General features: G+C 62.7%; 24 protein-coding genes. 14 read left to right on the forward strand and 10 right to left on the reverse strand.

The annotated features are described in order from the left end of the window. Positions 1 to 60: 60 nt before the first annotated feature. The 4 genes from JQ574_RS10365 to JQ574_RS35480 form a co-directional block, all read right to left on the reverse strand. The gene (locus tag JQ574_RS10365; RefSeq protein ID WP_212208756.1) at positions 61 to 354 is read right to left on the reverse strand and encodes a type II toxin-antitoxin system RelE/ParE family toxin; all 294 of its coding nucleotides are present in this window, start codon (positions 352 to 354) and stop codon (positions 61 to 63) included. After that, the gene (locus JQ574_RS10370) at positions 351 to 578 is read right to left on the reverse strand and encodes a hypothetical protein (RefSeq protein WP_212208754.1); all 228 of its coding nucleotides are present in this window, start codon (positions 576 to 578) and stop codon (positions 351 to 353) included. The genes JQ574_RS10365 and JQ574_RS10370 overlap by 4 nt, the downstream gene beginning before the upstream one ends. 76 nt (positions 579 to 654) lie before the next feature. Next, positions 655 to 1,740, reverse strand: a complete 1,086-nt coding sequence (locus tag JQ574_RS10375; protein WP_212208753.1) for a methyl-accepting chemotaxis protein — start codon at positions 1,738 to 1,740, stop codon at positions 655 to 657. 243 nt (positions 1,741 to 1,983) lie between these two features. Continuing rightward, on the reverse strand, positions 1,984 to 2,118 hold the full coding sequence (locus JQ574_RS35480; RefSeq protein WP_283813709.1) for a hypothetical protein: 135 nt from the start codon (positions 2,116 to 2,118) through the stop codon (positions 1,984 to 1,986). 281 nt (positions 2,119 to 2,399) lie between these two features. Between JQ574_RS35480 and JQ574_RS10380 the strand changes: the two genes are divergently transcribed. The 3 genes from JQ574_RS10380 to JQ574_RS10390 all read left to right on the forward strand — a co-directional run bounded on the left by JQ574_RS10380 (position 2,400) and on the right by JQ574_RS10390 (position 5,256). Continuing rightward, positions 2,400 to 2,825, forward strand: a complete 426-nt coding sequence (locus JQ574_RS10380; protein ID WP_212208751.1) for a hypothetical protein — start codon at positions 2,400 to 2,402, stop codon at positions 2,823 to 2,825. 202 nt (positions 2,826 to 3,027) lie between these two features. Continuing rightward, positions 3,028 to 4,068 (forward strand): HD-GYP domain-containing protein, encoded by a 1,041-nt coding sequence (locus JQ574_RS10385; RefSeq protein WP_212208749.1) that lies wholly within the window; start codon positions 3,028 to 3,030, stop codon positions 4,066 to 4,068. Between the two features lie 81 nt (positions 4,069 to 4,149). Continuing rightward, complete coding sequence (locus JQ574_RS10390) at positions 4,150 to 5,256, forward strand: DUF2336 domain-containing protein (RefSeq protein WP_212383478.1); 1,107 nt, start codon at positions 4,150 to 4,152, stop codon at positions 5,254 to 5,256. A 129-nt stretch (positions 5,257 to 5,385) separates the two neighbouring features. On the opposite strand, the gene JQ574_RS10395 is transcribed toward JQ574_RS10390, so the two are convergent. Both JQ574_RS10395 and JQ574_RS10400 read right to left on the reverse strand, forming a co-directional pair. Next, entirely contained in the window at positions 5,386 to 5,598 is a 213-nt protein-coding gene (locus JQ574_RS10395; RefSeq protein ID WP_212208747.1) for a dodecin, read from the reverse strand. Positions 5,599 to 6,489: 891 nt separating this feature from the next. Further along, complete coding sequence (locus tag JQ574_RS10400; protein ID WP_212383480.1) at positions 6,490 to 7,095, reverse strand: DNA-3-methyladenine glycosylase; 606 nt, start codon at positions 7,093 to 7,095, stop codon at positions 6,490 to 6,492. 166 nt (positions 7,096 to 7,261) lie between these two features. On the opposite strand from JQ574_RS10400, the gene lipA reads away from it, so the two are divergent. From lipA to JQ574_RS10420, 4 genes are read left to right on the forward strand one after another with little or no spacing between them, the layout of a single operon-like run. Continuing rightward, positions 7,262 to 8,221 carry a lipoyl synthase gene (lipA, locus tag JQ574_RS10405; RefSeq protein ID WP_212208743.1) on the forward strand — a complete coding sequence of 320 codons (960 nt, stop codon included), beginning with the start codon at positions 7,262 to 7,264 and terminating at the stop codon, positions 8,219 to 8,221. Positions 8,222 to 8,229: 8 nt separating this feature from the next. Next, entirely contained in the window at positions 8,230 to 8,688 is a 459-nt protein-coding gene (locus JQ574_RS10410; protein WP_212208742.1) for a type II toxin-antitoxin system RatA family toxin, read from the forward strand. A 1-nt stretch (position 8,689) separates the two neighbouring features. After that, positions 8,690 to 9,610, forward strand: coding sequence for an NAD(P)-dependent oxidoreductase (locus JQ574_RS10415; RefSeq protein WP_212208740.1), 921 nt, complete (start codon positions 8,690 to 8,692; stop codon positions 9,608 to 9,610). Positions 9,611 to 9,645: 35 nt separating this feature from the next. Then, complete coding sequence (locus JQ574_RS10420; protein ID WP_212208739.1) at positions 9,646 to 11,325, forward strand: thiamine pyrophosphate-binding protein; 1,680 nt, start codon at positions 9,646 to 9,648, stop codon at positions 11,323 to 11,325. Between the two features lie 12 nt (positions 11,326 to 11,337). Here JQ574_RS10420 and JQ574_RS10425 read toward each other — a convergent pair whose 3' ends face one another. Both JQ574_RS10425 and JQ574_RS10430 read right to left on the reverse strand, forming a co-directional pair. Beyond that, positions 11,338 to 11,940, reverse strand: coding sequence for a CinA family protein (locus tag JQ574_RS10425; protein ID WP_212031415.1), 603 nt, complete (start codon positions 11,938 to 11,940; stop codon positions 11,338 to 11,340). 1 nt (position 11,941) lies between these two features. Further along, positions 11,942 to 13,138, reverse strand: coding sequence for a bifunctional 2-C-methyl-D-erythritol 4-phosphate cytidylyltransferase/2-C-methyl-D-erythritol 2,4-cyclodiphosphate synthase (locus JQ574_RS10430; RefSeq protein ID WP_212208737.1), 1,197 nt, complete (start codon positions 13,136 to 13,138; stop codon positions 11,942 to 11,944). Positions 13,139 to 13,425: 287 nt separating this feature from the next. On the opposite strand from JQ574_RS10430, the gene dusB reads away from it, so the two are divergent. The 7 genes from dusB (at position 13,426) to hflX (ending at position 22,886) form a co-directional block, all read left to right on the forward strand. Further along, positions 13,426 to 14,427 (forward strand): tRNA dihydrouridine synthase DusB, encoded by a 1,002-nt coding sequence (gene dusB, locus JQ574_RS10435; RefSeq protein ID WP_212208801.1) that lies wholly within the window; start codon positions 13,426 to 13,428, stop codon positions 14,425 to 14,427. Next, entirely contained in the window at positions 14,424 to 15,599 is a 1,176-nt protein-coding gene (locus JQ574_RS10440) for a nitrogen regulation protein NR(II) (protein ID WP_192735942.1), read from the forward strand. Before dusB ends, JQ574_RS10440 begins: the two co-directional genes overlap by 4 nt. Positions 15,600 to 15,608: 9 nt before the next feature. Next, a complete protein-coding gene (gene ntrC, locus JQ574_RS10445) occupies positions 15,609 to 17,051 on the forward strand; it encodes a nitrogen regulation protein NR(I) (RefSeq protein WP_212275242.1) in 1,443 nt (480 codons plus the stop codon). A gap of 146 nt (positions 17,052 to 17,197) precedes the next feature. After that, positions 17,198 to 19,546, forward strand: a complete 2,349-nt coding sequence (locus JQ574_RS10450; RefSeq protein WP_212208735.1) for a PAS domain-containing sensor histidine kinase — start codon at positions 17,198 to 17,200, stop codon at positions 19,544 to 19,546. A gap of 17 nt (positions 19,547 to 19,563) precedes the next feature. Next, a complete protein-coding gene (locus JQ574_RS10455) occupies positions 19,564 to 20,934 on the forward strand; it encodes a sigma-54 dependent transcriptional regulator (protein ID WP_212031419.1) in 1,371 nt (456 codons plus the stop codon). A 315-nt stretch (positions 20,935 to 21,249) separates the two neighbouring features. Beyond that, positions 21,250 to 21,498, forward strand: coding sequence for an RNA chaperone Hfq (gene hfq, locus JQ574_RS10460; RefSeq protein ID WP_006020546.1), 249 nt, complete (start codon positions 21,250 to 21,252; stop codon positions 21,496 to 21,498). 11 nt (positions 21,499 to 21,509) lie between these two features. Beyond that, positions 21,510 to 22,886: a GTPase HflX gene (hflX, locus tag JQ574_RS10465; RefSeq protein WP_212383482.1), complete on the forward strand. Its 1,377-nt coding sequence runs from the start codon at positions 21,510 to 21,512 to the stop codon at positions 22,884 to 22,886. Positions 22,887 to 22,908: 22 nt separating this feature from the next. Here hflX and JQ574_RS10470 read toward each other — a convergent pair whose 3' ends face one another. Both JQ574_RS10470 and mazG read right to left on the reverse strand, forming a co-directional pair. Further along, positions 22,909 to 23,316 carry a nuclear transport factor 2 family protein gene (locus tag JQ574_RS10470; protein WP_212208732.1) on the reverse strand — a complete coding sequence of 136 codons (408 nt, stop codon included), beginning with the start codon at positions 23,314 to 23,316 and terminating at the stop codon, positions 22,909 to 22,911. A 115-nt stretch (positions 23,317 to 23,431) separates the two neighbouring features. Next, complete coding sequence (mazG, locus tag JQ574_RS10475; protein WP_212208730.1) at positions 23,432 to 24,262, reverse strand: nucleoside triphosphate pyrophosphohydrolase; 831 nt, start codon at positions 24,260 to 24,262, stop codon at positions 23,432 to 23,434. Positions 24,263 to 24,298: the final 36 nt, after the last annotated feature.

Consider the following 24,298-nt stretch of genomic DNA (forward strand, 5'->3'; position numbering starts at 1 on the left):
CAGTAGCCCGTAAGAGTGGAGCGGGCTCACAATGCTGCGCTCATCCGGCTACGCTAGCCGTCACTTCGTTCCCGATCCCGTGAGCGGCCGACGAGATGTGTGGCGCATCCTCTGGATGATAACTTCGTGGCCGGTGACGCGATAGAAAATCAGATAGGGATATGGGCTGACGGTGAGGCGCCTCACACCAGGAATGTCGGTCGCTTGCCCCGCGTGAGGGTGCTGCTCCAGCAAGAGGAACAGAGCCTGAATTCGCCCTCGCATGTGGTTTGCGGATTGGGGCGAGTCCGCCTCGATATAGTCAAGCGCCTGTTCGATCTGCGCCGCCGCGCGGCTTGTAACGCGCAGCTTCACACGGGGCGCTTCGCCAGCAGGGAGCGAATCTGTTCGTCCGTAGCGAACTCGCCCCGGGCGATCTCCGCATCTGCGTCGGCAATGTCGGCGTGTTCCTCGGGCGTCAACTGGATGATCGGTTGCTCTTCGCCGGCCACCTGTAGAAGCAGGCGCGCGAGCTCGTCCTGGACCTCAGCGGGGAGGGTTTGGATGCTTTCGACGGCACGTTCAAGCAGCTTGGTCATGGCTCAAAGATAATCCTTTCGCCCGCTCGGCGAAAGGATTTCGAGCAAAATTTGTTCTGGTGGCTGCGCACCGGAGCTACGTCGCCGCGCTCAATATCACCCCATACCAGCCAAGCCCCCGATACGTCTCGTACCCCGGCGTCGCGTGAAACGCGACCAGCGTGCCTGATCGGTCCTGGTAGAAACCGCTGCGCCGTCCATCCAGTGAAAGCTGCACGCGCTCGCTGAGGATGCCCTGGCCGTCGGAGGCTGCGATGACGCGGAATTGCGAATCGACCAGCAGCACGCGGGCCTTGTCGGCGGCGCCGACGCGCACGCCCTGGACAATGGCGCGGGCCCGCGCTTCCCAATCGAAATGGATCGCCAGAATGCCGGTCGCGGCGGCGTTCGCCCTGCCACCGGTGCGCACGCTGGCGCAATAGGTGGCGACCTGGGCATGGCCGAGCAGGGGCTGGGATTCGACGTCGCCTGCGACATAGTCGTCGCCCGTTCGCAAAGCCCGCGCGTCGCGAAACCATTTGGTCGACGCCACGTTCTGGCCGACGACGCCGTAGCGATCCGCCCGCCCGTTGGCCAGCACGTTGCCGTCGAGATCGCAGAGCCACAGATCCAGATACACGGTGTAGGCGCCAAGAATCACCGCGAGGCGCTCCGAGACATGGGCTACGGCCGAAGCATCGGGGGAGGCGGCGCAGTCGACGACGGCTGAATCGGTGGCCCACCAGCGCACATCGCAGGTGCGCTCATAGAGGTTGCGGTCGATCAACTCGATGGCGTTGAGCGACAGATCCACCATGCGCTCGCCGCGCGACCGGTCGCTCATTCGCGCGATCGAGTTCATCAGATCGCCGGTGCGGTTGGTGAGCTGGCTCTCGAGCTCCCGCGCAATGGTCTCGACCTGCTGTCCGACATTGCGGACTTCCTGCGCGACCACGGCAAAGCCGGCGCCTTGCGCGCCGGCGCGCGAGCTTTCGATCAACGCGTTCAGCGCCAGCATCTTCATCTGGTTGGTGATCTTCTGGATCGATCTGGTCTTGTCGCAGGCGACCTGGTTGACCTCGGCAGTGAGCCGCGAGATCAGCGCGGAGATGTCGGATTCATCCGTGTCGGTCGCTGAATAGGCCGCGGTTTTGGCGGTCGATCTTGCAAGCGCGACGGACATTTCGAATTTCCTCTGCCTTCGCCCCCTCGATCGATCTCCTGCAGAGCGAATCGGGATTTAGGTGGGCGCACGTTCCCTCCGTTGTCGCGAGTCTTGCCTAATAGGTGGTTTAATTTTGAGGTCCGCTTGGGTAGTTGTACGGAGGTGAATTGCACGTTGTTTGTGCAGGTCATTTTTTAGGCAGTGGCCGGGCTCCGCGGGATGCGAAGCCCGACGGGTGTGGTCGGGGTCGCCGGCGCTGGCTCAATAGATCTTCTTCGGGACCGGGGGCGGGGAAAAGGGATTGAACGGCAGGGTGCCGTTGCCCAGCTTGCCGCCGGTCACCGCGTCCAGTTTTTTTGCGGTCAGTTCGATCGGCTTTTCGTTCGCGCGTTCCATGTTGCTTCTCCTGTTGCTGTCCCGGTGCAACATTGCATCGGTCTGATCAGGACAATGACGGCTCGGCGACGGCGGCGCTGTTCCCTGGGTGACAATCGAAGCGGCAACAGCCGGCGGGCGGATTGGAGCCGACCTGTCCGACGTCGCTCGCAGAAGGCGCAATCCGTGCTGCGTGCTACTCCGACCAAAGCCCAATAGTGTGGCAGCATCTTCCGGCGGATATTGCGGTAAGCTTTCGCCGGAAAAACCCGCGCCCGCTGGGCAAGAAAGGGTGGTCGATCATGCCAGATCCCGTCGCCTTGTTCGCCACCGTCGTTCTGCTGTTTCCGATGGGTTATTTCCTTTTGGCGGCGCCGGCCTTTCTGCTGGTGTCGCTCGACATCCCGCCGGTCACCCAGCTGTTGCGCGGCATGTTCAGTTCCTATTTCCTGATGGTGGCCATTGCCGGCGCCATCGGGACGGTCGCCGTTGGCTTGACGGGCCGGCTGTTTGTCGCCCTTGCTATTGCATCGATCGCGGCTTTCGCGGTCTGGACGCGTCGCTGGTTTCTGCAGCGGTGGGATGCGCAGCTCCGAGCCAGGGACGCCGGCGACGCCGAGGCGGTACGCCGGTTGCGGCGGCTGCACTGGGGCGGCATGCTGTGCAACGCGGCAGAACTCGCCGTTATCCTGATCAGCATTCCCTACGTCGTCGTCACGCCGGCTTGATCAGGGCCGCAGGGCGGTTCCGCCGTTCCATCACCCAACAAGGTTACGTAGAAGTCCGGAGCGAAGCCGGCTTCGTAGCAATCTCCCGTTAGGGAGGTTTGCGTACAATTGCGCGTTATTGATTGCATTGCTCGGAATGATTGTACGCCGTTACCTTCGCTGAACCGGAAAGACCGCAGAGGCGGCTTTCACAGGTGGCACCATGCTTGTTCATTTCGTGACGGATGAGCCTGCGAAAATTCCAGCCATCCGCGCGATGCTGGAACCGCAGTATGATGTTCAGTCCCAACTGCTGGGGGCCGCCAGCGCGAAGATCAGCTCAAGCGGCGTATTGATGATTGACGCCGATCTGCGCAAGCCAGTTCCTGTGGAACAGATTAAGCGCGTGCTGCAGGACCTGCGTAGCGCTTCGGAAAAGCTGTTTGTCGTTCAGAGCCATCTGCACCACATGGTGGCGCAGGCGTATGCACTTGGCGCGACCGCCGTGGTTTCGCGTCCAAAGGAAATCATTTCGAAACTGGAGCAAATCGACGTCGCCCAGAAAGCGGCGCAGGCCGGCATCGCCGTTGCATCCACCGAGATCACCAGTGGTGCGGCGGCCTTCGCATCCATGTTCTCGGCGATACGCGAGGGCAAACCGATAACGCTTTCGAGTGCCGAGGACGCCACATCGGAGATCATCAACGGTATCGAGCAAAACGGACTTGGCGTCTGGCTCGACGACGTGCGCCGCTATCACCAAGGCACGTTCCAGCACTGCCTGCTGGTAACGGGCGTGGCGGTCGGCTTCGCTCTGAGCATCAAGTTCTCCAACGCAGACGTAAAGCGGCTCGGATTGGCCGCCACGCTGCACGATGTCGGCAAGGCACGCATTCCCCTGGCTATTCTCGACAAGCCCGGACGTCTTGATCCGGACGAAGAAGAGATCATGAAGCGCCATCCGATTATCGGTTACGAACTATTGAAGGCTCTGCCGGGAATTAGCCCGGAGACTCTGGATGGCGTGAGGCACCATCACGAGTTTCTGGACGGCTCCGGTTATCCCGATGCGCTGACGGCGCCGGAGATTTCCGACCTCGTACGATTGCTGACGATATCCGACATCTTCGCCGCGCTCATCGAGGCGCGGCCATACAGACCGCCAATGTCCCGGCAGGATGCCTACAATATCCTGTGCGCCATGGATGGAAAGCTGGAACGGTCGCTCGTGAAGGCGTTTCAGAGCGTGGCGCTAAAGGCATGACCCACAACTGCAGAATGAGGTTTGCGCCGTTTTCTGCAAGGCAATTTCAGCCCGGACTTTTCACATGGAGCTAGACTAGCCATGGTTGCCGCAGCATCGCCGGATTCAACCGCGGAACTGACCGGTGCCGCCAAGGATGAGTCGGCCCAGCGGGATGCCCGAATTCTGAAGCAGGTGGCGGCCCTGTTCTTGTCCAATGTCGATCGCCTCCGTGAATCCCAGATAGCTGCGTTCGATGGCGTCTTGGTGCCCCTGATCGGGCGGATCGAGCCAGCAACGCTGGTCCATCTGAGCGAAGCCCTGTCCACGACAGATCTGGCGCCATGCGAGACCATCCGCAAGCTCGCGTTTCACGATGACCCCTTGGTGGCCGCGCCCGTTCTGCGAAACTCCAATCGTCTGTCGGAAGCGGACATTGTTGAAATCGTCCAGACCCGCAGTCAGCAGCATTTGTTGGCAATCTCCGGCAGAAATACTCTCAGCGAAACGCTGACCGATGCGCTGATGAGGCTTGGCGACGTCAGCGTCTCCAACGCACTGGCCCGAAATGCGGGAGCACGGTTCTCCGAATGCGGTTACGCGACACTTGTCGGAAGGGCGGAACGTGACGAAAGCCTCGCCGAAAAACTCGGCCTCCGCCTGGACATTCCTGCGAACTTGCTGCGCGAGCTGCTGACAAGGGCGACCGACATCGTGCGGGCGCGATTTTTGACGGCACCGCGACCGGCTGCGCAGGCGCGAGCGACGAACGCCAAACCGATCAGCGCTGCTCCGCGTAAGAAGATTGACTACACCCAGGCGCAGAGCGAGGTCCTGGCGCTCAATCGCGCCGGCAAGCTCAACGATTCAACAGTGAACCGGTTTGCGGTTCGGAGCGAATACATCCACGTGGTGGCGGCACTGTCATTGTTGTCTGAGGTGAAGATCGAGGCGATAGAGCCGTTGCTCGAACCCGAGCGGTTGTATGGACTGATCGTGGCGTGCAGGGCCAGCAGGTTAAGCTGGTCGACAATGACCATGATCATTCGCAATCGGCCCGGTTGTCCGCCTCCGACGCAACGCGAGTTTGATCAAGCTCACGAGGTATTTGACACCTTGTTGCTGTCTGTGGCGCAATGGACGGCGCGGTTCGGAGCCGATCGAATGGCGGCGAAGAAGATTGATTGTGCAACTGCTGTGTCACGGTAGCAAACGTAGCGGCAGCTCGTAGGATGGGTAGAGCGTAGCGAAACCCATCATAGTCCATCAACGACGGCGGTTGATGGGTATCGCGGAGCCTGTCATCGGGCGCGCATTCTCCACCCATCCTACAAGGGCCTATTGCGTCTCCAGCGTAAAGCCGATCTTGAGGGCCACCTGATAGTGAGCAATCTTGCCGTCCTTGATGTGCCCGCGGGTTTCGACAACTTCAAACCAATCCATGTTCCTGACTGTCTTGCTGGCCAGTTCGATTGCCGTACTGATTGCATCCTCAATGCTGGTTTGCGAAGAACCGACGATTTCGAGAATTTTGTAAACGTGATTTTTCATTTTGGTGCTCCTGGCCAGTTGCGCCGCTGATGCATCCTTTCGCATCGAGTGAAGACGACGATGCGACCAGGACAATAACCGGATGTGACCAAGGTGGTTCCTGAGCAGGTTCGGTCATTTGCGAGGAGCGGCTTGTCCGCCGAGTTTCAAAGGGCGAAGGCGGAAGCAATCATCCTTGCGTTAGCGACGCCATGGAATGTTTCGCGGAGCCTGTCATCGGGCGCACATGCGCGCGACCCTTTGGCTCGCAATGACGATGTGGTTCGAGAAGACGCGACAAATTGACCCGACGGGCAAATCACTTCCGATTTACGGAAATCGTGTCAAGCCCCGAAATAAAAAATATTTCGCTTTCGCCGTCGGGCAAATCATCTCTACGAGTTTGCGTTATCCCGTCCCACTCAGAGGGCATCGGCCGTCGTCACGACGAGGGGCGGGTTGCGGTGGACGTGACAGTTGCGATGGACGGTCGCGGCTGAAGCGTACGGCGAAAGCGAGTGGTCCTGACGCCCGTAACGGCGTTAAGCCTTAAGGGAGCTAACGCTTCCGAGGGGCGACGGTGGCAATAGAGGCCGTCTCACCGGGGAGAGCGCGTCATAAGCCGTAAAGCCATTGCGCAGGGAAGGCTGGGTGTTCTCCGCTGCCCTGTATGCTCGTGTGCAGCCTACTTAGCACAATTCGCACACGGGACCGCGGGTGCAGCGCGCACCCGGTCTTCCCTGCGCCCTCTATTCTCGAGGGCAAGGAAGTCACTTGCAAACCTCGGGCGCAATGCGTCGCGAGAATGCGAAACTGTTTCCACGTCATTGCGAGCGCAGCGAAGCAATCCATCGTGCGGCAAAGAAAGAATGGATTGCTTCGTCGCAAGTGCTCCTCGCAATGACGAAACGATCAAAACGCCTTGCTCAAAAACCGCGAGCCCTTCAATCCATACCGCCACGGAAAATCCACTGCCTTGGTGATGCCGATGCGAATGCCGGTGAGGATCTCCACGTCGCCAAGGCGCGCATGCAGCGCGATCGGCGGCGCATCGAGCGGGAGTTCGCTGTGCTTGATCGTGATCCCCAGCGCCTCGCACAGTTTGCCGGGACCCGAGCACAGCGCGCGCTCGTCATGCAGGCCGCGGCGGCGGCGCATCGCCGGAATGCCGTGGGTCGGTTGCAGCGCGCGGATCAGCACCGCGCTGGCCGAGCCTTCTTTTTCGCAGACGAAATTGACGCACCAATGAATGCCGTAGGAGCGATAGACGTAGGAAAAACCGGGCGGGCCGAACATCACGAGGTTCCGCGGCGTCGGACCCCGGTACGAATGCGCGGCCGGATCGGTGTGATGATAGGCCTCGACCTCGACAATGATGCCGCCGACGCCGTCGATGAGCAGCGTGGCGCCGATCAGGTCGGGCGCCACCTCATGCACGCTGCGGGCAAAAAACGCGCGTTTCAGCGCCTTGCCGAGGCGAGGGACCTTTGCTTCGGCCGGATTGGAGATTTGAACCATTTTGAGGTGAGAATCAGCGGGAACAGGAGGGAAAGGTCGCAATATCTTGCATGTCTCTGCTAGGTTCGGCGAGCCGGTTGCGGGCCTTCCGCAACTGAGGTTGCGGCGCAGTGCGACACGGATTAGCTAAGGTTTCCAAGAGTTTTCGGACATATTCAGGCTTCAAATGGTCGTTCTCGTCGATACCGTCTCATCCAACCAGGTTCGCCCGCGCCACCCCGAAAAGGTGAACCGGCCGGATGCGCTGTCGCCGCCGAAGCCGGCCTGGATCAGGGTGCGCGCGCCGAATACCCGCGGCTACGCCGATACCCGCAAGATCGTGAAAGAGAATGGCCTCGTCACGGTGTGCGAGGAGGCCGGCTGCCCGAATATCGGCGAGTGCTGGGACAAGAAGCACGCCACCTTCATGATCATGGGGGACACCTGCACGCGGGCCTGCGCGTTCTGCAACGTCAAGACCGGAATGCCCGGCGCGCTCGATGCCGCCGAGCCGGAACATGTCGCGGAAGCCACCTTCAAGCTCGGGCTCGCCCATATCGTCGTGACCTCAGTGGATCGTGACGATCTCGCCGATGGCGGCGCGGAGCATTTTGCCCAAACCATCCGCGCGATCCGCGCCCGCTGCCCGTCCACGACCATCGAGATCCTGACGCCGGATTTCCTGCGCAAGGAAGGCGCGCTGGAGATCGTCGCGGCTGCAAAACCCGACGTGTTCAACCACAATCTGGAAACCGTGCCGTCGCGCTATCTCACGGTGCGGCCGGGCGCGCGTTACTTCCATTCGATCCGGCTGTTGCAGCGGGTCAAGGAAATCGATCCGACCATCTTCACCAAGTCCGGCATCATGGTGGGCCTCGGCGAGGAGCGCCACGAGGTGCTCCAGGTGATGGACGATCTGCGCTCGGCGGATGTGGACTTCCTCACCATCGGGCAATATCTGCAGCCGACCCGCAAGCACCACGCCGTGATGCGCTACGTGACCCCGGACGAGTTCGCAGGCTACGAGAAGGTTGCCTACACCAAGGGGTTTCTGATGGTGTCGGCGAGCCCACTGACCCGCTCCTCGCATCATGCCGGCGATGATTTCGCCAGGCTGCAGGCGGCGCGTGCGGCGCGATCCCGCTGAGATAGCCGATGCCTAGGTTTTCAAGCAAGCGGCGGGCACATCACACCGCCCAGCAGATGTTCGATCTGGTCGCCGACGTCGAGCGCTATCCGGAATTCGTGCCGTTGTGCCATTCGCTGAAAATCCGTCAGCGCACGCCGCAGCCTGACGGCACCGAGATCGTGGTCGCCGACATGACGGTGTCGTTCAAGCTGGTGCGGGAATCCTTCACCAGCCGGGTGACGCTGGACCGTCCCAATCTGAAGATCATGGTGGAGTATCTGAAGGGCCCGTTCAGCAATCTGGAAAACCGCTGGACCTTCGAACCCAAATCCGAAACCGATTGCGATGTCGGCTTCTTCTTAGCTTACGAATTCAAGAGCCGGATGCTGGCGATGCTGATGGGCACGATGTTCGACGCCGCGTTCCAGCGCTTTGCAGCGGCGTTCGAAAAGCGGGCGAATGTGGTTTATGGAAAGCGGGCGTGACATGACGGCATTGGAACGCGTCGGCTTCATCGGCCTGGGCGGAATGGGGCGCGGGCTGGTCAAGAACCTCCTCGCCAAGGGTGTCGCCGTCACGGCGTACGATTTGAACCCTGAGGCGGTTGCCATTGCCAAATCCCAGGGCGCGACGGCGGCGGGCGGTCTTCGCGACATCGGCGAATGCCGCATCATCATGATTTGCGTCAATGCCGCCGAGGACGTCGAGGCGCTGCTGACGGGACCGGACGGACTGCTCGCCCGACCGGCGCCGAATTTCGTGGTCGTCGATCACACCACCGGCAGCCCGCAAATGGTCGATAAACTCGATCGACTGGTGCGTGCAGCCGGCGGGCGTTATGCCGAGGCGCCGATGACGCGGACCCCGAAGCACGCGGACGCCGGCAAGGTCAATGTGCTCTATGGCGGTGACGGCGACTTGCTCGCAGAACTCAGGCCCTATTTCGAGCGCTATGCGGAGAACATCTTCCACATCGGCCCGCTCGGCCACGCCATCCGCCTCAAGCTGATCCACAACTACATCGCCTTTGCCAACGTCGCGGCGTGGTGCGAGGGGTTTGCGCTGGCGGCGAAGGACGGCCTCGATCTCAAGCAGCTGATCACCATCATCTCGGCCGCCGGCGGCAAGAGCGGCATGCTCGACCTCTACGGCCAGGCGACGCTCGACGGCGACTTTACCCCGCTGATGTCGCTGGCGAACGCCCGCAAGGACGTGCGCTATTACGCGCGCTGGCTGGAAGACGCCGGATTGCCCGGTTTCATGGCCGATGCCGTGCACCAGACCTACCGGCAGGCCGCCTTGCTCGGTCATGACGGCGAATCCTGCACGGCCGTGATCAAGGCTTACGAGGCCGTCACCGGCGTCGAGGCGCGCGTGCGGCCGAAAGATCGAAATCAAGGCGGTTGAATTCTACACGACTTGCAGAACAAAAGGACCAAGTGATGGACATCAAGGCACCCACGCGCACCGGCGGGCATATTCTGATCGATCAACTGGCCCTGCACGGTGCCGACACCGTGTTCGGCGTGCCCGGGGAAAGTTTTCTGGCTGCGCTCGACGGCATGTACCAGAACCAGCGGGTCCGCTTCGTCAATTCCCGGCATGAGGGCGGCGCGGCCATGATGGCTGACGCCTATGGCAAGCTCACCGGAAAGCCCGGCATTGCCTTTGCGACGCGCGGCCCCGGCGCCACCAACGCCTCCGCGGGCGTTCATGTCGCGTTTCAGGATTCGACGCCGATGATCCTGCTGCTCGGCCAGGTCGGGCGGGACATGATGGAACGCGAGGCGTTCCAGGAAATCGATTACCGGCAGATGTTCGGGCCGATGACCAAATGGGTCGCGCAGATCGACGACGCGCGGCGGATTCCGGAATTCATCTCGCGGGCGTTTTATACCGCGACTTCCGGCCGGCCCGGTCCGGTGGTGCTGGCGCTGCCCGAGGACATGCTGACCGACGAGGCTGACGTTCCCGATGCGCAGCCTTACAAGCCGCAAACCGTCGCCCCGGGCGCGGAAAGCCTGCAACAGTTCGAGGAGTTGCTGGCCGCGGCCCGCAAGCCGTTGCTGATCGTCGGCGGCGGCGGATGGAGCGATAAAGCGCGCCGCGATCTCGAAACCTTCGCGACCGCGCATGAGGTGCCTGTCAGCGCTTCATTCCGGTGCCAGGATTATTTCGACAATCTGCACGCTGCGTACGCCGGCCATGTCGGCATCGGCATCTCCCCGAAATTCGCCGAACGGATTCGGGACAGCGATCTGATCATTGCGCTCGGCGCCCGGCTCGGGGAAATCACGACATCGGGGTATAGCCTGTTCGACATTCCGCAGCCGAAGCAGCCGCTGGTTCACATCTATCCGGATCCCGAGGAGATCGGCCGCGTCTATGCGCCGAAACTGGGCATCATTTCGGGGAGCGCAGCGTTCGCGGCCGCGATCAGCCGACTGAAGCCGAAGCATCAGCCGCGCGGCGACGAACTCAAGGCGGCGCATGCGGACTATCTCGCCTTTAATGAGCCGACCCGTTCGCCCGGCGATGTTCAGCTGTCGCGGATCGTGCGCGATCTCAGCGAACGGCTGCCGGAGGATGCGATCATCTGCAACGGCGCCGGCAATTACGCGGTCTGGGTTCATCGCTTCTGGCGCTATCGTCAATTCCGTACCGAACTGGCGCCGACATCGGGCTCAATGGGATACGGCTTGCCGGCGGCGGTTGCGGCCAAGCATCTGCACCCGAACCGGCCGGTGATCGCATTCGCCGGCGACGGCTGCTTTCAGATGACCGGGAACGAGTTCATGACCGCGGTCGAAAACCGGCTGCCTCTCATCGTGATCGTCTGCAACAACGGCATGTACGGCACCATCCGCATGCATCAGGAGCGGCACTATCCCGGCCGGGTGTCCGGCACCAATCTGGCGAACCCTGATTTCGCCGCGCTCGCGCGTGCCTTTGGCGGCTTCGGCGCCCGGGTCGACCGTACCGAGGATTTTGCAAAGGCCTTCGACGAGGCGGTCGCTTCGCGCTTGCCGGCGATCATCGAACTCACGATCAGCCCGGAGGCGCTGACGCCGGCGGCCTCGCTCAGCGAAACCCGCGCCAAGGCTTTGGCCGCGGCGAAGTGAAGTGGCGGATCGCTAGGATCTCGGCGGCCGTCGTCGCTTGACGGCGCTGCCGCGGGTCGATCGCGCGACACGCGGGCGGAGCCGGCTCACGGCCTCGCGGCGCGGTTTGACGGATGCCTGCGGTCCGCGCGCCAGCTCCATCAGCATGCGCAGCGCCTCGACCACCGAGCGCTGGCGCACGCTGGTGCGGCCGATGGCGCCAAAGCGATGTTCGCGATGCAGGATGCGGCCGTCGCGCGAGGCGACCGCGAAATGCACGAGCCCAACCGGCTTGCCGGGTGTGGCACCACCGGGACCGGCAATGCCGGTGATGGAGACGGCCAGATCGACGCCGGCCTTCTCCAGCGCGCCGACCGCCATCGCGGTAGCGGTTTCCTTGCTGACCGCACCGAAGGTCGCCAGCGTCGTTACCTTGACGCCGAGCATCGCGCGCTTGGCATCATTGGAGTATGTGACAAAGCCGCGGTCGATGACGTCGGAGGAGCCGGGAATGTCCGTGAGCGCGCCCGCGACCAGGCCGCCGGTGCAGGATTCCGCGGTTGCAATCGTCAGCTTGCGCATCCGGCATAGATCGAGCAGCGAGCGGGAGAGGGCGCGGGCGTCGCTGCCGCTCATGCTATTGGCTCCGGCCTTGATCGTCCCAAGGAAGGCGGATGGTGGCGCTCGCGGTCGCGGCGATGCCTTCCTCGCGGCCGGTAAAGCCAAGCCGTTCGCTGGTGGTCGCCTTGACGGCGACGCGGGAGATGTCGAGCCCGGTGATCTCGGCGATGCGCGCGCGCATGACATCGCGCAGCGGTCCGATCTTGGGCCGCTCGCAGATCAAGGTGACCTCCAGATTGGCAATCCGCCCGCCACGCGCGGTGACGCGATCGACCGCGTATTTGAGGAACTTGTCGGAAGCAGCGCCCTTCCACTGCGGATCGCTGGGCGGGAAGTGCGAACCGATATCGCCGTCCGCCAGCGCGCCGAGGATGGCATCGACCATGGCGTGCAGGCCGACGTCGCCGTCCGAATGGGCGAGAAAGCCGCGCGTGTGCGGCACGCGGACGCCGCAGATCATCAGATGATCGCCGTCGCCGAAGGCGTGCACGTCGTAGCCGGTGCCGGTCCTGATGTCGCCGAGCATGGCGCCGAGGCGGGCTTCCTCGCGGACGAAATCTTCAGGGGTCGTGAGCTTCATGTTCGCAGGATCGCCTTCAAAGGTCGCCACCGTCAATCCCGCCCATTCGGCGAGCGCGGCATCATCGGTGAAATCGCTGCGTCCCTCGCGCGCCGCGCGGCGATGCGCTTCGAGGATCACGTCGAAACGAAACGCCTGCGGCGTCTGCGCGATGCGCAGCCGCGCGCGGTCCGGCGTGGCCTCGACATTGCCGGCCTCACCAACCTGTTTGATCGTATCGGTGACGGCAATCGCAGGAACCGCAGCGCCAGTGCGGCCGGCGGCGTCGATCGCGCGCGAAATCACCGCTGGTGTCACGAATGGGCGCGCTGCGTCGTGGATCAGAACGATGTCGGGCTTCTCGCTGGCCAGCGCCTCGAGGCCGGCGTGCACCGACGCCTGGCGCGTCGCGCCGCCATTGGTTGGTGGTTGATGGCGCAACCCCGCGACGGCCTCGTTGAAGACCGCAGCATCATCGGGATTCACAACCGGCTGCACGGCGAAGACGTCGGGGTGGCGGCAGAACGCTTCCATTGCTCGGAAGATCACGGTCTGCCCGCCGATCGTACGGTATTGTTTGGGCCCTCCCGCGCCGGCGCGAAGTCCGCGCCCCGCTGCGACGAGGATGGCTGCTGTACGCTCAGGTTTCGGCATTTGACTCTAGTTACGGACGGATCGGGTTGAGGAGAGGGGATCGGGCCCCTGCGGCGCACAGCCCTTACCATGCCGAATGCGTAAAAACAGAGCGTTTCCCAATAGCTGTGGGAAAAGCAGTTTTTGTTGCAGTGCACTTGCACAAATGATAGAACTGTCTAAAGTGTAGGCATGAAGCTTGACTGCACAAGATTTGTGCTCACAATATGCGCCGACAGTAGCAATGCCGCTGCTGCCCTACCAATGAGAACACCGTGACCGGCTTGGACGACCCACGCCCTAAGACGTTGAAGATAGGCGACATTTCGGTCGCCAACCGGGTTCTTCTGGCGCCGATGTCCGGCATTACCGATGTCCCCTTTCGACGCCTTGCCGCCGCCCTTGGGGCGGGACTCGTCGTCTCCGAGATGACCGCCAGCGACGATCTCGTGCATGGCCGGCCGATGTCGGTGTTGCGTTGCGAGGCGACCGGGATCGGCCCGCATGTGGTTCAGCTTGCAGGCTGTCAAACCCACTGGATGTCGGAAGGGGCGAGGATTGCCGAGGCTGGTGGCGCCGACATCATCGATATCAACATGGGTTGCCCGGCGCGGCACGTGACCGGCGGCCAGTCCGGCTCGGCGCTGATGCGCGATCTCGACCATGCGCTCAAACTGATCGAAGCGACGATCGCGGCCGTCAAGATTCCGGTGACGCTGAAGATGCGGCTCGGCTGGGACCACGGCTCGCTCAACGCCCCCGAACTCGCGCGCCGCGCGGAAGCCGCCGGCGTGCAGATGATTACGGTGCACGGCCGCACGCGCTGTCAATTCTACAAGGGCGAGGCGGACTGGAGCGCGGTGCGCGCGGTCAAGGATGCGATCTCGGTGCCGCTCGTCGTCAACGGTGACATCACGTCGTTCGAAAAGGCGGTCAGCGCGCTCGGAATGTCTGACGCCGATGCCGTGATGATCGGGCGCGGTGCGCAGGGGCAGCCCTGGTTGCCCGGCCAGATCGGACGCCAGCTGGAAACCGGAAAGCCCGAAGCCGCCCCCTCGTTGGCCGAACAACTCGCCCACATCCGCGCGCTCTATGACGAAGTCTGCCGCCTTTACGGCTTGCGCATCGGCCTCAAGCACGCGCGCAAGCATCTCGGCTGGGCGCTCGAGATCGCTGCCGAATGCAGCCGCGCGCCGGCGGAGAAACTCAAGAGCTGGCGGCAAAAGATACTGACTTCGGAGGATCCGCACCGGGTACATCGATCGCTCCAGGACGCCTACGACGATTTTGCATGGAGTGCTGCAGCATGAATTCGGCCGCAGAACAACGCCGGCGCTTGCCCTCCGAAAGCGATGCGATCCTCAATGCGCTGCCGAATCCGGTGCTGCTGATCGCGCCCGACGGGCGCATCATCGACGCCAACATCGCCGCCGAATCGTTCTTCGAGATTTCGACCCAGTTCCTGCAACGGCAGTCGCTGAAGGAGCTGGTGCCATTCGGCAGTCCGCTGCTGGCGCTGATCGATCAGGTGCGATCGAGCGGCTCGCCAGTCAACGAGTACAAGGTCGATCTCGGCACGCCCAGGATCGGCGGCGACCGCCAGGTCGATCTTCACGTCGCACCGTTGACGGAGCGACCGGGCCACATCGTCGTGATGCTGCAGGAGCGCACCATCGCCGACAAGATGGACCGGCAATTGACGCATCGGAGCGCGGCGCGTTCGGTGATCGCGCTGGCCGCGATGCTGGCGCATGAAATCAAGAACCCGCTGTCCGGCATTCGCGGCGCGGCGCAATTGCTCGAGCAGGCGGCCTCATCCGAGGACCGCATGCTGACGCGGCTGATCTGCGACGAGGCCGACCGCATCGTCACGCTGGTCGACCGCATGGAAGTGTTCGGCGACGACCGGCCGGTGGCGCGCGGTCCCGTCAACATTCATTCCGTGCTCGACCACGTCAAACGACTGGCGCAATCGGGCTTTGCCCGCAACGTCCGCTTTGTCGAGGAATACGATCCGTCGCTGCCGCCGGTGCTGGCCAATCAGGACCAGCTCATTCAGGTCTTCCTCAATCTGGTGAAGAACGCCGCCGAGGCGGTCGCCGATCTCGGCAGCGATGCCGAAATCCAGCTTACCACCGCGTTCCGCCCGGGTGTCCGCCTGTCGGTGCCGGGCAAGAAGTCGCGGGTATCGCTGCCGCTTGAATTCTGCGTCAAGGACAACGGCTCCGGCGTGCCGGAAGACCTGTTGCCGAACCTGTTCGATCCGTTCGTGACCACCAAGCAAACCGGCAGCGGGCTCGGTCTCGCGCTCGTCGCGAAAATCGTCGGCGATCACGGCGGTATCATCGAATGCGAATCCCAGCCGCGGAAGACCACGTTTCGCGTGCTGCTGCCGATGTTCAGCGCCACCAAACAATTCGACCAAAGCAATCGCGATGACGTTTCGGGTACGCCATCGCCTGCCTCACAGGCCGCAAGATGAGGAATATCAATGCCCGCAGGTAGTATACTTGTCGCTGATGACGACACCGCCATCCGCACAGTTTTAAACCAGGCTCTCTCGCGCGCCGGATATGAGGTGCGCCTGACCGGAAACGCGGCGACGCTGTGGCGATGGGTGAGCCAGGGCGAGGGCGACCTCGTCATCACCGACGTCGTGATGCCCGACGAGAACGCGTTCGACCTGCTGCCGCGGATCAAGAAGATGCGGCCGAACCTTCCCGTCATCGTCATGAGCGCACAGAACACCTTCATGACGGCGATCCGGGCCTCGGAGCGCGGCGCCTATGAATATCTGCCGAAGCCCTTCGACCTGAAGGAGCTGATCACGATCGTCGGCCGGGCGCTGGCGGAGCCGAAGGAGCGGGTGTCGAGCGCCGCCGACGAGGGCGAATTCGATTCGATCCCGCTGGTCGGCCGTTCGCCGGCGATGCAGGAAATCTACCGCGTGCTGGCGCGTCTGATGCAGACCGACCTTACCGTGATGATCTCCGGCGAGTCCGGCACCGGCAAGGAGCTGGTCGCCCGCGCGCTGCATGATTACGGCAAGCGGCGCAACGGCCCCTTCGTGGCGGTCAACATGGCGGCGATCCCGCGCGATCTGATCGAGTCTGAACTGTTCGGCCATGAACGCGGCGCGTTCACCGGCGCCAATACGCGGGCTTCCGGCCGGTTCGAACAGGCCGAGGGCGGTACGCTGTTTCTCGACGAAATCGGTGACATGCCGATGGAAGCGCAGACCAGGTTGCTGCGGGTACTGCAGCAGGGCGAATACACCACGGTGGGCGGGCGCACCCCGATCAAGACCGACGTGCGGATCGTGGCGGCGAGCAACAAGGATCTGCGCATCCTGATCCAGCAAGGCCTGTTCCGGGAAGACCTGTTCTTTCGTCTCAACGTGGTGCCGCTGCGGCTGCCGCCGCTGCGCGAGCGCATCGAGGATCTGCCCGACCTCATCCGGCATTTCTTCTCGCTCGCCGAGAAAGACGGGCTGCCGCCCAAGAAGCTGGACACGCTGGCGCTGGAGCGGCTCAAGCAGCACCGCTGGCCCGGCAACGTGCGCGAACTCGAAAATCTCGCACGCCGGCTCGCTGCGCTCTATCCGCAGGACGTCATCACGGGTTCGGTGATCGACGGCGAGTTGGCGCCGCCGGCCGTGGCCTCGGGGGGCAATGCGCCGCTCGGCGTCGAGAATCTCGGCGGTGCGGTCGAGGCCTATCTGTCGTCGCACTTCTCGGGCTTCCCGAACGGCGTGCCGCCGCCGGGCCTCTACCATCGCATCCTCAAGGAGATCGAGGTGCCGCTTCTCACGGCGGCGCTCGCGGCGACACGGGGCAACCAAATCCGCGCCGCCGATTTGCTCGGCCTCAACCGCAACACGCTGCGGAAGAAGATCCGGGATCTGGATATTCAGGTTTACCGCAGCGGGGGCTAGCCGGTTAGACCTCGTCGAAATGCTGGTACAGAACGCTTTCGCGGCGGGCTGCGCCGCGGAATTGTCGCAATTTGGCAACATTGTGATATGAATGCATCAGTCCGCGGCAGGCGGACACAAAGCCTTTCAGATCACCGATTGCCGGAATGACCACCGCAGACACCTCGGCGCCTACATTTGACCCGTCGCTTGCCCAGTCCACAGGAGGAATCCTGCGGAAGTGGGTGGCGCCGTTTGCGGTCGGGATCGCGCTGCTGTCGGCGTTCCTGACCTTTGTGGTGCTGAGCGGCCTGACACCGATCGAACCTTCGCGCAACGTCGTCTACTCCTTCCTGCTGATCAATGCCGCATGCATCCTGTTGCTGGTTGCCATCATCATCCGCGAAGTCTGGCTGGTGGTGCAGGCGCGGCGCCGCGGCAAGGCGGCGGCCAGGCTGCACGTCCAGATCGTGGGTCTGTTCTCGGTGATTGCCGTGCTGCCGGCAGTGCTGGTGGCGATCGTGGCCAACGTCACCATCGATCGCGGCCTCGACCGGCTATTCTCGGGCCCGACGCGGGAGGTAATCCAGAATTCGCTGATCATCGCGCGGGCCTACACCTACGAGCACGCGCAGCTCATCAATGGCGACATCCTGGGCATGGCCAATGATATCGCCAACGCGTGGCCGTTGTTCGTCCAGGACCGGCGTACGTTTCTGGAATTGCTGACGGCGAGTGCCTCCAAGCGCAACTTGCCGGGCACCATGCTGCTCGACAAGGAAGGCAACGTCGTGGTGTCCGCGCAAACCGGCATCAGGCAAGCCTTTGCGACGCCGCCAAAGGAATTGCTCGACAATGTCGGCGAGGACAAACCCGAGATTTCGGTTTTCCCGGAAGAGAATTACGTCGCCGCGGTGGTCCGCCTGCGGGCCTTCGACGATACCTTCCTCTACGTCGCGCGCCTGCTCGATCCACGGGTGGTTGGGCAGTTGCGGCAGACCCAGGCCAGCGTCGCCGAATATGCCCAGATCGAAGCACGCCGGCTCGGCATTCAGGTCGCCTTCGCGCTGATGTTCGCGGTGATCGCGCTTACGATTCTGATGGCGTCAGTGCTGATCGGGTTGAACTTTGCCAACTGGCTGGTGGCGCCGATCCGTAATTTGATGAGCGCCGCCAACATCGTCTCCACCGGCGATCTGCACGTCCAGGTACCCGTCCATAAATCGGAAGGCGATCTGGCCCAATTGGGCGAGACCTTCAACAAGATGACCCAGGAACTGCGCACCCAGCGCGATGAACTGGTCAGCGCCAGCGACCTGATCGACAGCCGCCGCCGTTTCATCGAAGCGGTGCTGTCCTCGGCCAGCGCCGGCATCATCGGCGTCGATGCCTCCGGCAGCGTCGGCATCTTGAACCGTTCGGCGGAAAAACTCATCGGTCATGTGGAATCGGAAACGCTCGATCATCCGCTGTCGGACGTGCTGCCCGAACTCGACGACATGATGAAAACCGCCCGCGAGGGTACGCAGAAGCTGGTGCAGGGCCAGATCACCATCACCCGCGACGGCCATGAGAGCAATCTGTCGGTCCGCGTCAGCGCCGAACAGACCGGGCAATCGCGCGACAGCTACATCATCACGCTCGACGACATCACGGATTTGGTTTCTGCGCAGCGCACCTCGGCCTGGGGCGACGTGGCGCGCCGCATCGCCCACGAAATCAAGAATCCGCTGACGCCGATCCAGCTTTCGGCCGAACGTATCCGCCGCAAGTTCGGCAAGGTCATTATCGAGGACAAGGGCATCTTCGAGCAATGCACCGACACCATCGTGCGCCAGGTCGACGACATCAGGCGGATGGTCGACGAGTTCTCCCGCTTTGCGCGGATGCCGAAGCCGGTGATGGAAGGCGAGGACGTTGCCGATACCGTACGGCAGGCGGTATTCCTGATGAAAGTCGGGCATCCCGACCTCGATATCGAGACCGAAATCAAGCAAGACCCGATTCGGGCGCAGTTCGACCGCCGGCTGATTTCGCAGGCTTTGACCAACATCATCAAGAACGCGACCGAAGCGATCGAGCAGGTTCCGCCGGACGAGCTTGGCAAGGGGCGTATCGATGTCGTCGCCGCGCAAGAGAACGACGATATCGTGATCGACGTGATAGACAACGGTATCGGCCTGCCTAAGACGGCTCGCGCGCGCCTGCTAGAGCCTTACGTGACGACGCGGCAGAAGGGCACCGGGCTTGGGCTCGCGATCGTCGGTCGGGTGCTGGAAGACCATGGCGGCCGCATCGAGCTCAAGGATGCCTCTGACTTCCGGCCGGGGCAGCGCGGGGCATGGATGCGGTTGCGCTTTGCCGTCTCCGGTCAGGCGCCGAAGGCTGAAGCGAAAGAACCGGCTGCGGCCGTAAAAGAGCAGGGCGACGAAACAAAAGCGCCGGCTTCCGAAACCAATGAGGCGGCAAACGCGACTAATGATGAACCAAAAATCAAAGCCGCAACAGGCAACTGACAAGACAGGTGTAACCCATGGCCAGTGACATTCTGATTGTCGACGACGAAGCAGATATCCGGGACCTTGTTGCGGGCATTCTGGACGATGAGGGCTTCAGCACGCGGACCGCGCGCGACAGCGATTCGGCGCTCGCCGAGATCGCCAACCGTCGCCCCCATCTGGTGTTTCTCGACATCTGGCTGCAGGGCTCCAAGCTCGACGGCCTGCAATTGCTCGAGCAAATCAAGAAGGATCACGCCGACGTGCCCGTGGTGATGATCTCCGGCCACGGCAACATCGAAACGGCCGTCGCCGCGATCAAGCGCGGCGCCTATGACTTCATCGAAAAGCCCTTCAAATCGGACCGCCTGATCCTGGTGGCGACACGGGCGCTGGAAACCTCGCGCCTCAAGCGCGAGGTAAAAGAACTCAAGCAACTGGCTCCGGCTGCTAGCGTTCTGACCGGGCGCTCGGCCTGCATGAACCAGCTGCGCCAGACCATCGACCGGGCAGCCAAGGCCAACAGCCGCATTCTGATCGTCGGCCCTCCCGGTTCAGGCAAGGAGCTGGCGGCGCGGACGCTGCATCACGCATCGAGCCGCGCCGAAGGGCCGTTCGTCGTCATCAACGCAGCGGCGATCACGCCGGAGCGGATGGAAGTCGAAATGTTCGGGGTCGAGCAGACCAATGGCGAACAGGCGCGCAAGGCCGGCGCACTCGAAGAGGCCCATGGCGGCACGCTGTTCATCGACGAAATCGCCGACATGCCGCGCGAAACCCAGAACAAGATCCTGCGCGTGCTGGTCGATCAGACCTTCCAGCGTTCGGGCGGCACCGCCAAGGTCCATGTCGACGTCCGCATCATCTCCTCGACCGCGCGCAATCTGGAAGAGGAGATCGCCGAAGGGCGCTTCCGCGAGGACCTTTATCACCGGCTATCGGTGGTGCCGATCCGGGTGCCCCCGCTGTCGGAACGCCGCGAAGATATTCCCGAACTGATCGACTACTTCATGGATCAGATTTCGATCGCGACCGGCCTGCCGAAACGCCAGATCGGCCAGGATGCCATGGCGGTGCTGCAGTCGCATGTCTGGCCCGGCAACGTCCGCCAACTCCGCAATAACGTCGAGCGGGTGATGATCCTGGCCGGCGGCGGTCCGGAAGCGATCGTCACCGCCGACATGTTGCCGCAGGACGTCGGCTCGATGGTGCCGGCCATGCCGACCAGCAACAATGGCGAACACATCATGGGCTTGCCACTGCGCGAAGCGCGCGAAGTGTTCGAGCGCGACTATCTGATTGCCCAGATCAGCCGGTTCTCGGGCAATATCTCTCGCACGGCGGAATTCGTCGGCATGGAGCGGTCGGCCCTGCATCGCAAGCTCAAGGCGCTCGGAGTTGGTTGAGCACGTGTTGCGCGAAAGCTATTTGCATCGCTTATTCGCGTGCTAGCCGGGCGGCGGCCGCAAGCGATTCTACGCCACCGATCCATGCAGTTGCTTGAGAATATTCATCTCTTTCCGGAGCTCTACGGAGAATGGTCACTAGGTTCCGCGTGGGTGACGCGCGAACTGGCTTGCCTAAAAACCGCGCGTACCCTCTAATCGAACTGCCGAGCCGACCGGAGGGGGATCTCAGGGGAAGCCGGCAGCCGGGGCAGGCTCCGTCAGAGAGCAACAACCGGTTAACAAAAAGAAGCACAAGACGGCGGGACAAAAACAATGGCGGCAGACCGCGCACAAAACCTACAAGACACCTTCCTAAATCACGTTCGCAAAACCAAAACGCCACTAACGATCTTTCTGGTCAACGGAGTAAAGCTGCAGGGGATTGTCACCTGGTTCGACAATTTCTGCCTGCTGCTTCGGCGCGACGGTCACTCGCAGCTTGTATACAAGCACGCGATCTCGACCATCATGCCGGGCGCTCCGATCCAGTTGTTCGAAGGCGGTGAGGATGCTCCGGCTTGAGAGTGACCTGATTGGAACCCCTCAATCGTGAAGGGGGCGCCGACCGTCCGCGGTCGGCGGGGGGCAAACAGACCGGGCGGGTGATCGTCATCGGTCCTTATTTGCGTATGCGCCGCGGCGATGTCGATGCGCAAGCGAACGAGGCTGTGCGCGATTCCGAGGCGCGGCTGGAGGAGGCCGCAGGTCTGGCGCGCGCCATCGACCTGTCGGTCGGCGATTCCCTGATCGCTCCGATCAGCCAGATCAGGCCTGCCACCTATCTCGGAAAGGGCAAGGTCGAGGAGATCCTCGGCCTCATCAAAGGCCATGACATTGAACTCGTGGTGATGGACTGCGCGTTGTCGCCGATCCAGCAGCGTAATCTCGAGAAGGCCTGGGACACCAAGGTGCTCGACCGTACCGGGCTGATCCTGGAAATCTTCGGCCGTCGCGCCAAGACCAAGGAAGGCTCGCTGCAGGTCGAGCTTGCGCATCTGAATTATCAGCGCAGCCGGCTGGTGCGATCATGGACCCATCTGGAGCGCCAGCGCGGCGGCTTCGGCTTCATGGGCGGCCCAGGAGAGACCCAGATCGAGGCCGACCGACGCCTGATCGGCGACCGCATCACGCGCCTTGAGAACGAAATCAAGAAGGTGCAGGCGACGCGACGGCTGCATCGTGCCGGCCGCCAGCGGGTGCCGTATCGCGTGGTCGCGCTGGTCGGCTACACCAACGCCGGCAAGTCGACGCTGTTCAACCGCCTGACCCGCGCCGACGTCCAGGCCGCCGATATGCTGTTTGCTACACTGGATCCTACATTGCGCGCGCTGAGCCTGCCGCATGGCGGCAAGGCGATGCTGTCGGACACGGTCGGATTCATTTCCAACCTGCCGACGCAACTGGTGGCCGCGTTTCGCGCCACGCTGGAAGAGGTGCTGGAAGCGGACATCATCCTGCACGTCCGCGACATCTCGCACGAGGACGCGGAGGCACAGGAGCGCGACGTCGATGCCGTGCTGCGCCAGCTCGGGATCGACCCGGACGCAGGCGCGCGCATCCTCGAAGTCTGGAACAAGATCGATCGCTTCGATCCCGAGGAGCGTGACAACCTGCGCAACATGGCCGCGCGCCGGCCAGAAGAGCGGCCGTGCTTCCTGGTATCCGCCGAGACCGGCGAGGGGATCGAGACGCTGCTGACCGCGATCGAGGATCGGCTCGCCGCCTTCCGGATGACGCTCGATCTTTCGATCGACGCCTCCGATGGCGCCGGCATCAGCTGGCTGCATCGTAACGCCGAGGTGCTCACCAAGGAGCTTCACGGCGAGCGGTTCGACATGACGGTGCGGGTCGACGAAACCAAGCGCGATATCGTGGTCAGCCGCTTTGCGGCCGTGCCGCATGTGGCTTGAAGCTCATCGTGTTCCTGGCGCACTATGGCTCGGCGGGAAACGAATGGTGTTCGTGCGCGATTTTCCATGCACCGTCAACTTTCCGCAAGCCGACAGTCAGGCGCAGCTGGGGTGTGCTGTCCTTCTCCAGCGAGGCTCTTGTTCCGCACCGGAGTAATGCCGTGGCGAATGCGACGGTGTCGCCAGCTTTTACATCGAGCTGAGCGATCTCGAACATGCCGCTTCCTTCTTCGAGCCAGTTGAAGAACGCAGTCCACGAATTTCGATAGGCGTCAATGCCGCGCAATTCGACAGGCGGCGGCACGTCGAACATCACCATATCGCCGGTGTGGTGAGCGAGGACGGCCTCTATTTCGCGGGAGCGTACCCCAAGAGCCCATTCTTCAATCAAACGGCGTATTTTGATTTCCTCTGATTTGTTCGCAGTCATGCTGCCCCTCCGGGATCGTCATTATCGATACCCCAAGGACGAGTAAGACGGTGTCGAACCGACACCACCTGAAGGACTGCCCGTTCACGACTTCGTGCATGCCCACCGTATGGGTTCAGCGGGCGGCCGACCGCTCCTTGCGTTTCGCCTCATCCCACAGCGCGTCCATCTCTTCCAGTGTCGCCACTTCTAATGAACGTCCGTTCGCCGCCAACGCGCGTTCGATGTAGGCAAAGCGGCGCTCGAATTTCGCGTTGGTGCCGCGCAGCGCTGCTTCGGGATCGGCGCCGACATGCCGCGCCAGATTGACCAGGGCGAACAGGAGATCGCCGGTCTCGCTTGCGAGCTCTTCCGCATCGCCCTTGTCGAGCGCGGCCTCGATCTCGTCAGCCTCCTCGCGGATCTTGTGCAGCACGGCTCGGGGATCGTTCCAGTCGAAGCCGACGGTCGAGGCCTTGCGCTGCAATTCCATCGCGCGCGTCAGCGCGGGCTGACCGGCCTTGACGCTCGACAGCAACGATTTGGGTCCAGCCGACTCCGGCGGCCGGCGCACGGCGCGTTCGGCCTTTTCCTCGGCCTTGATGCGCTCCCAGGCGCTCTTGACGCCGGCCGGCTGGATGTTGCCGTCCTTGTCGGCGAAGACGTGTGGGTGCCGCCTTATCATCTTTCTTGTGACCGCCTCGACGACGTCGCCGAAAGCAAAGGCGTTCTGTTCTTCGGCCATGCGTGCGTGATAGACGACCTGCAGCAGGAGATCGCCGAGTTCCTCACGGAGATCGTCGAGATCGCCGCGGGTGATGGCGTCGACGACCTCATAGGCTTCCTCGATGGTGTAGGGCGCGATCGTCGCAAAATTCTGTTCGAGATCCCACGGACAACCGGTGACCGGCGTGCGCAGCGCCGCCATGATTTCGAGCAGCCGGGAAATATCGCGGGAAGGGGTCATGGGTGTACCGACGCCAGGAGAGGAAAGACACGGCTT

This window comes from Bradyrhizobium sp. AUGA SZCCT0158, from assembly GCF_018130065.1.
Lineage (GTDB): Bacteria > Pseudomonadota > Alphaproteobacteria > Rhizobiales > Xanthobacteraceae > Bradyrhizobium.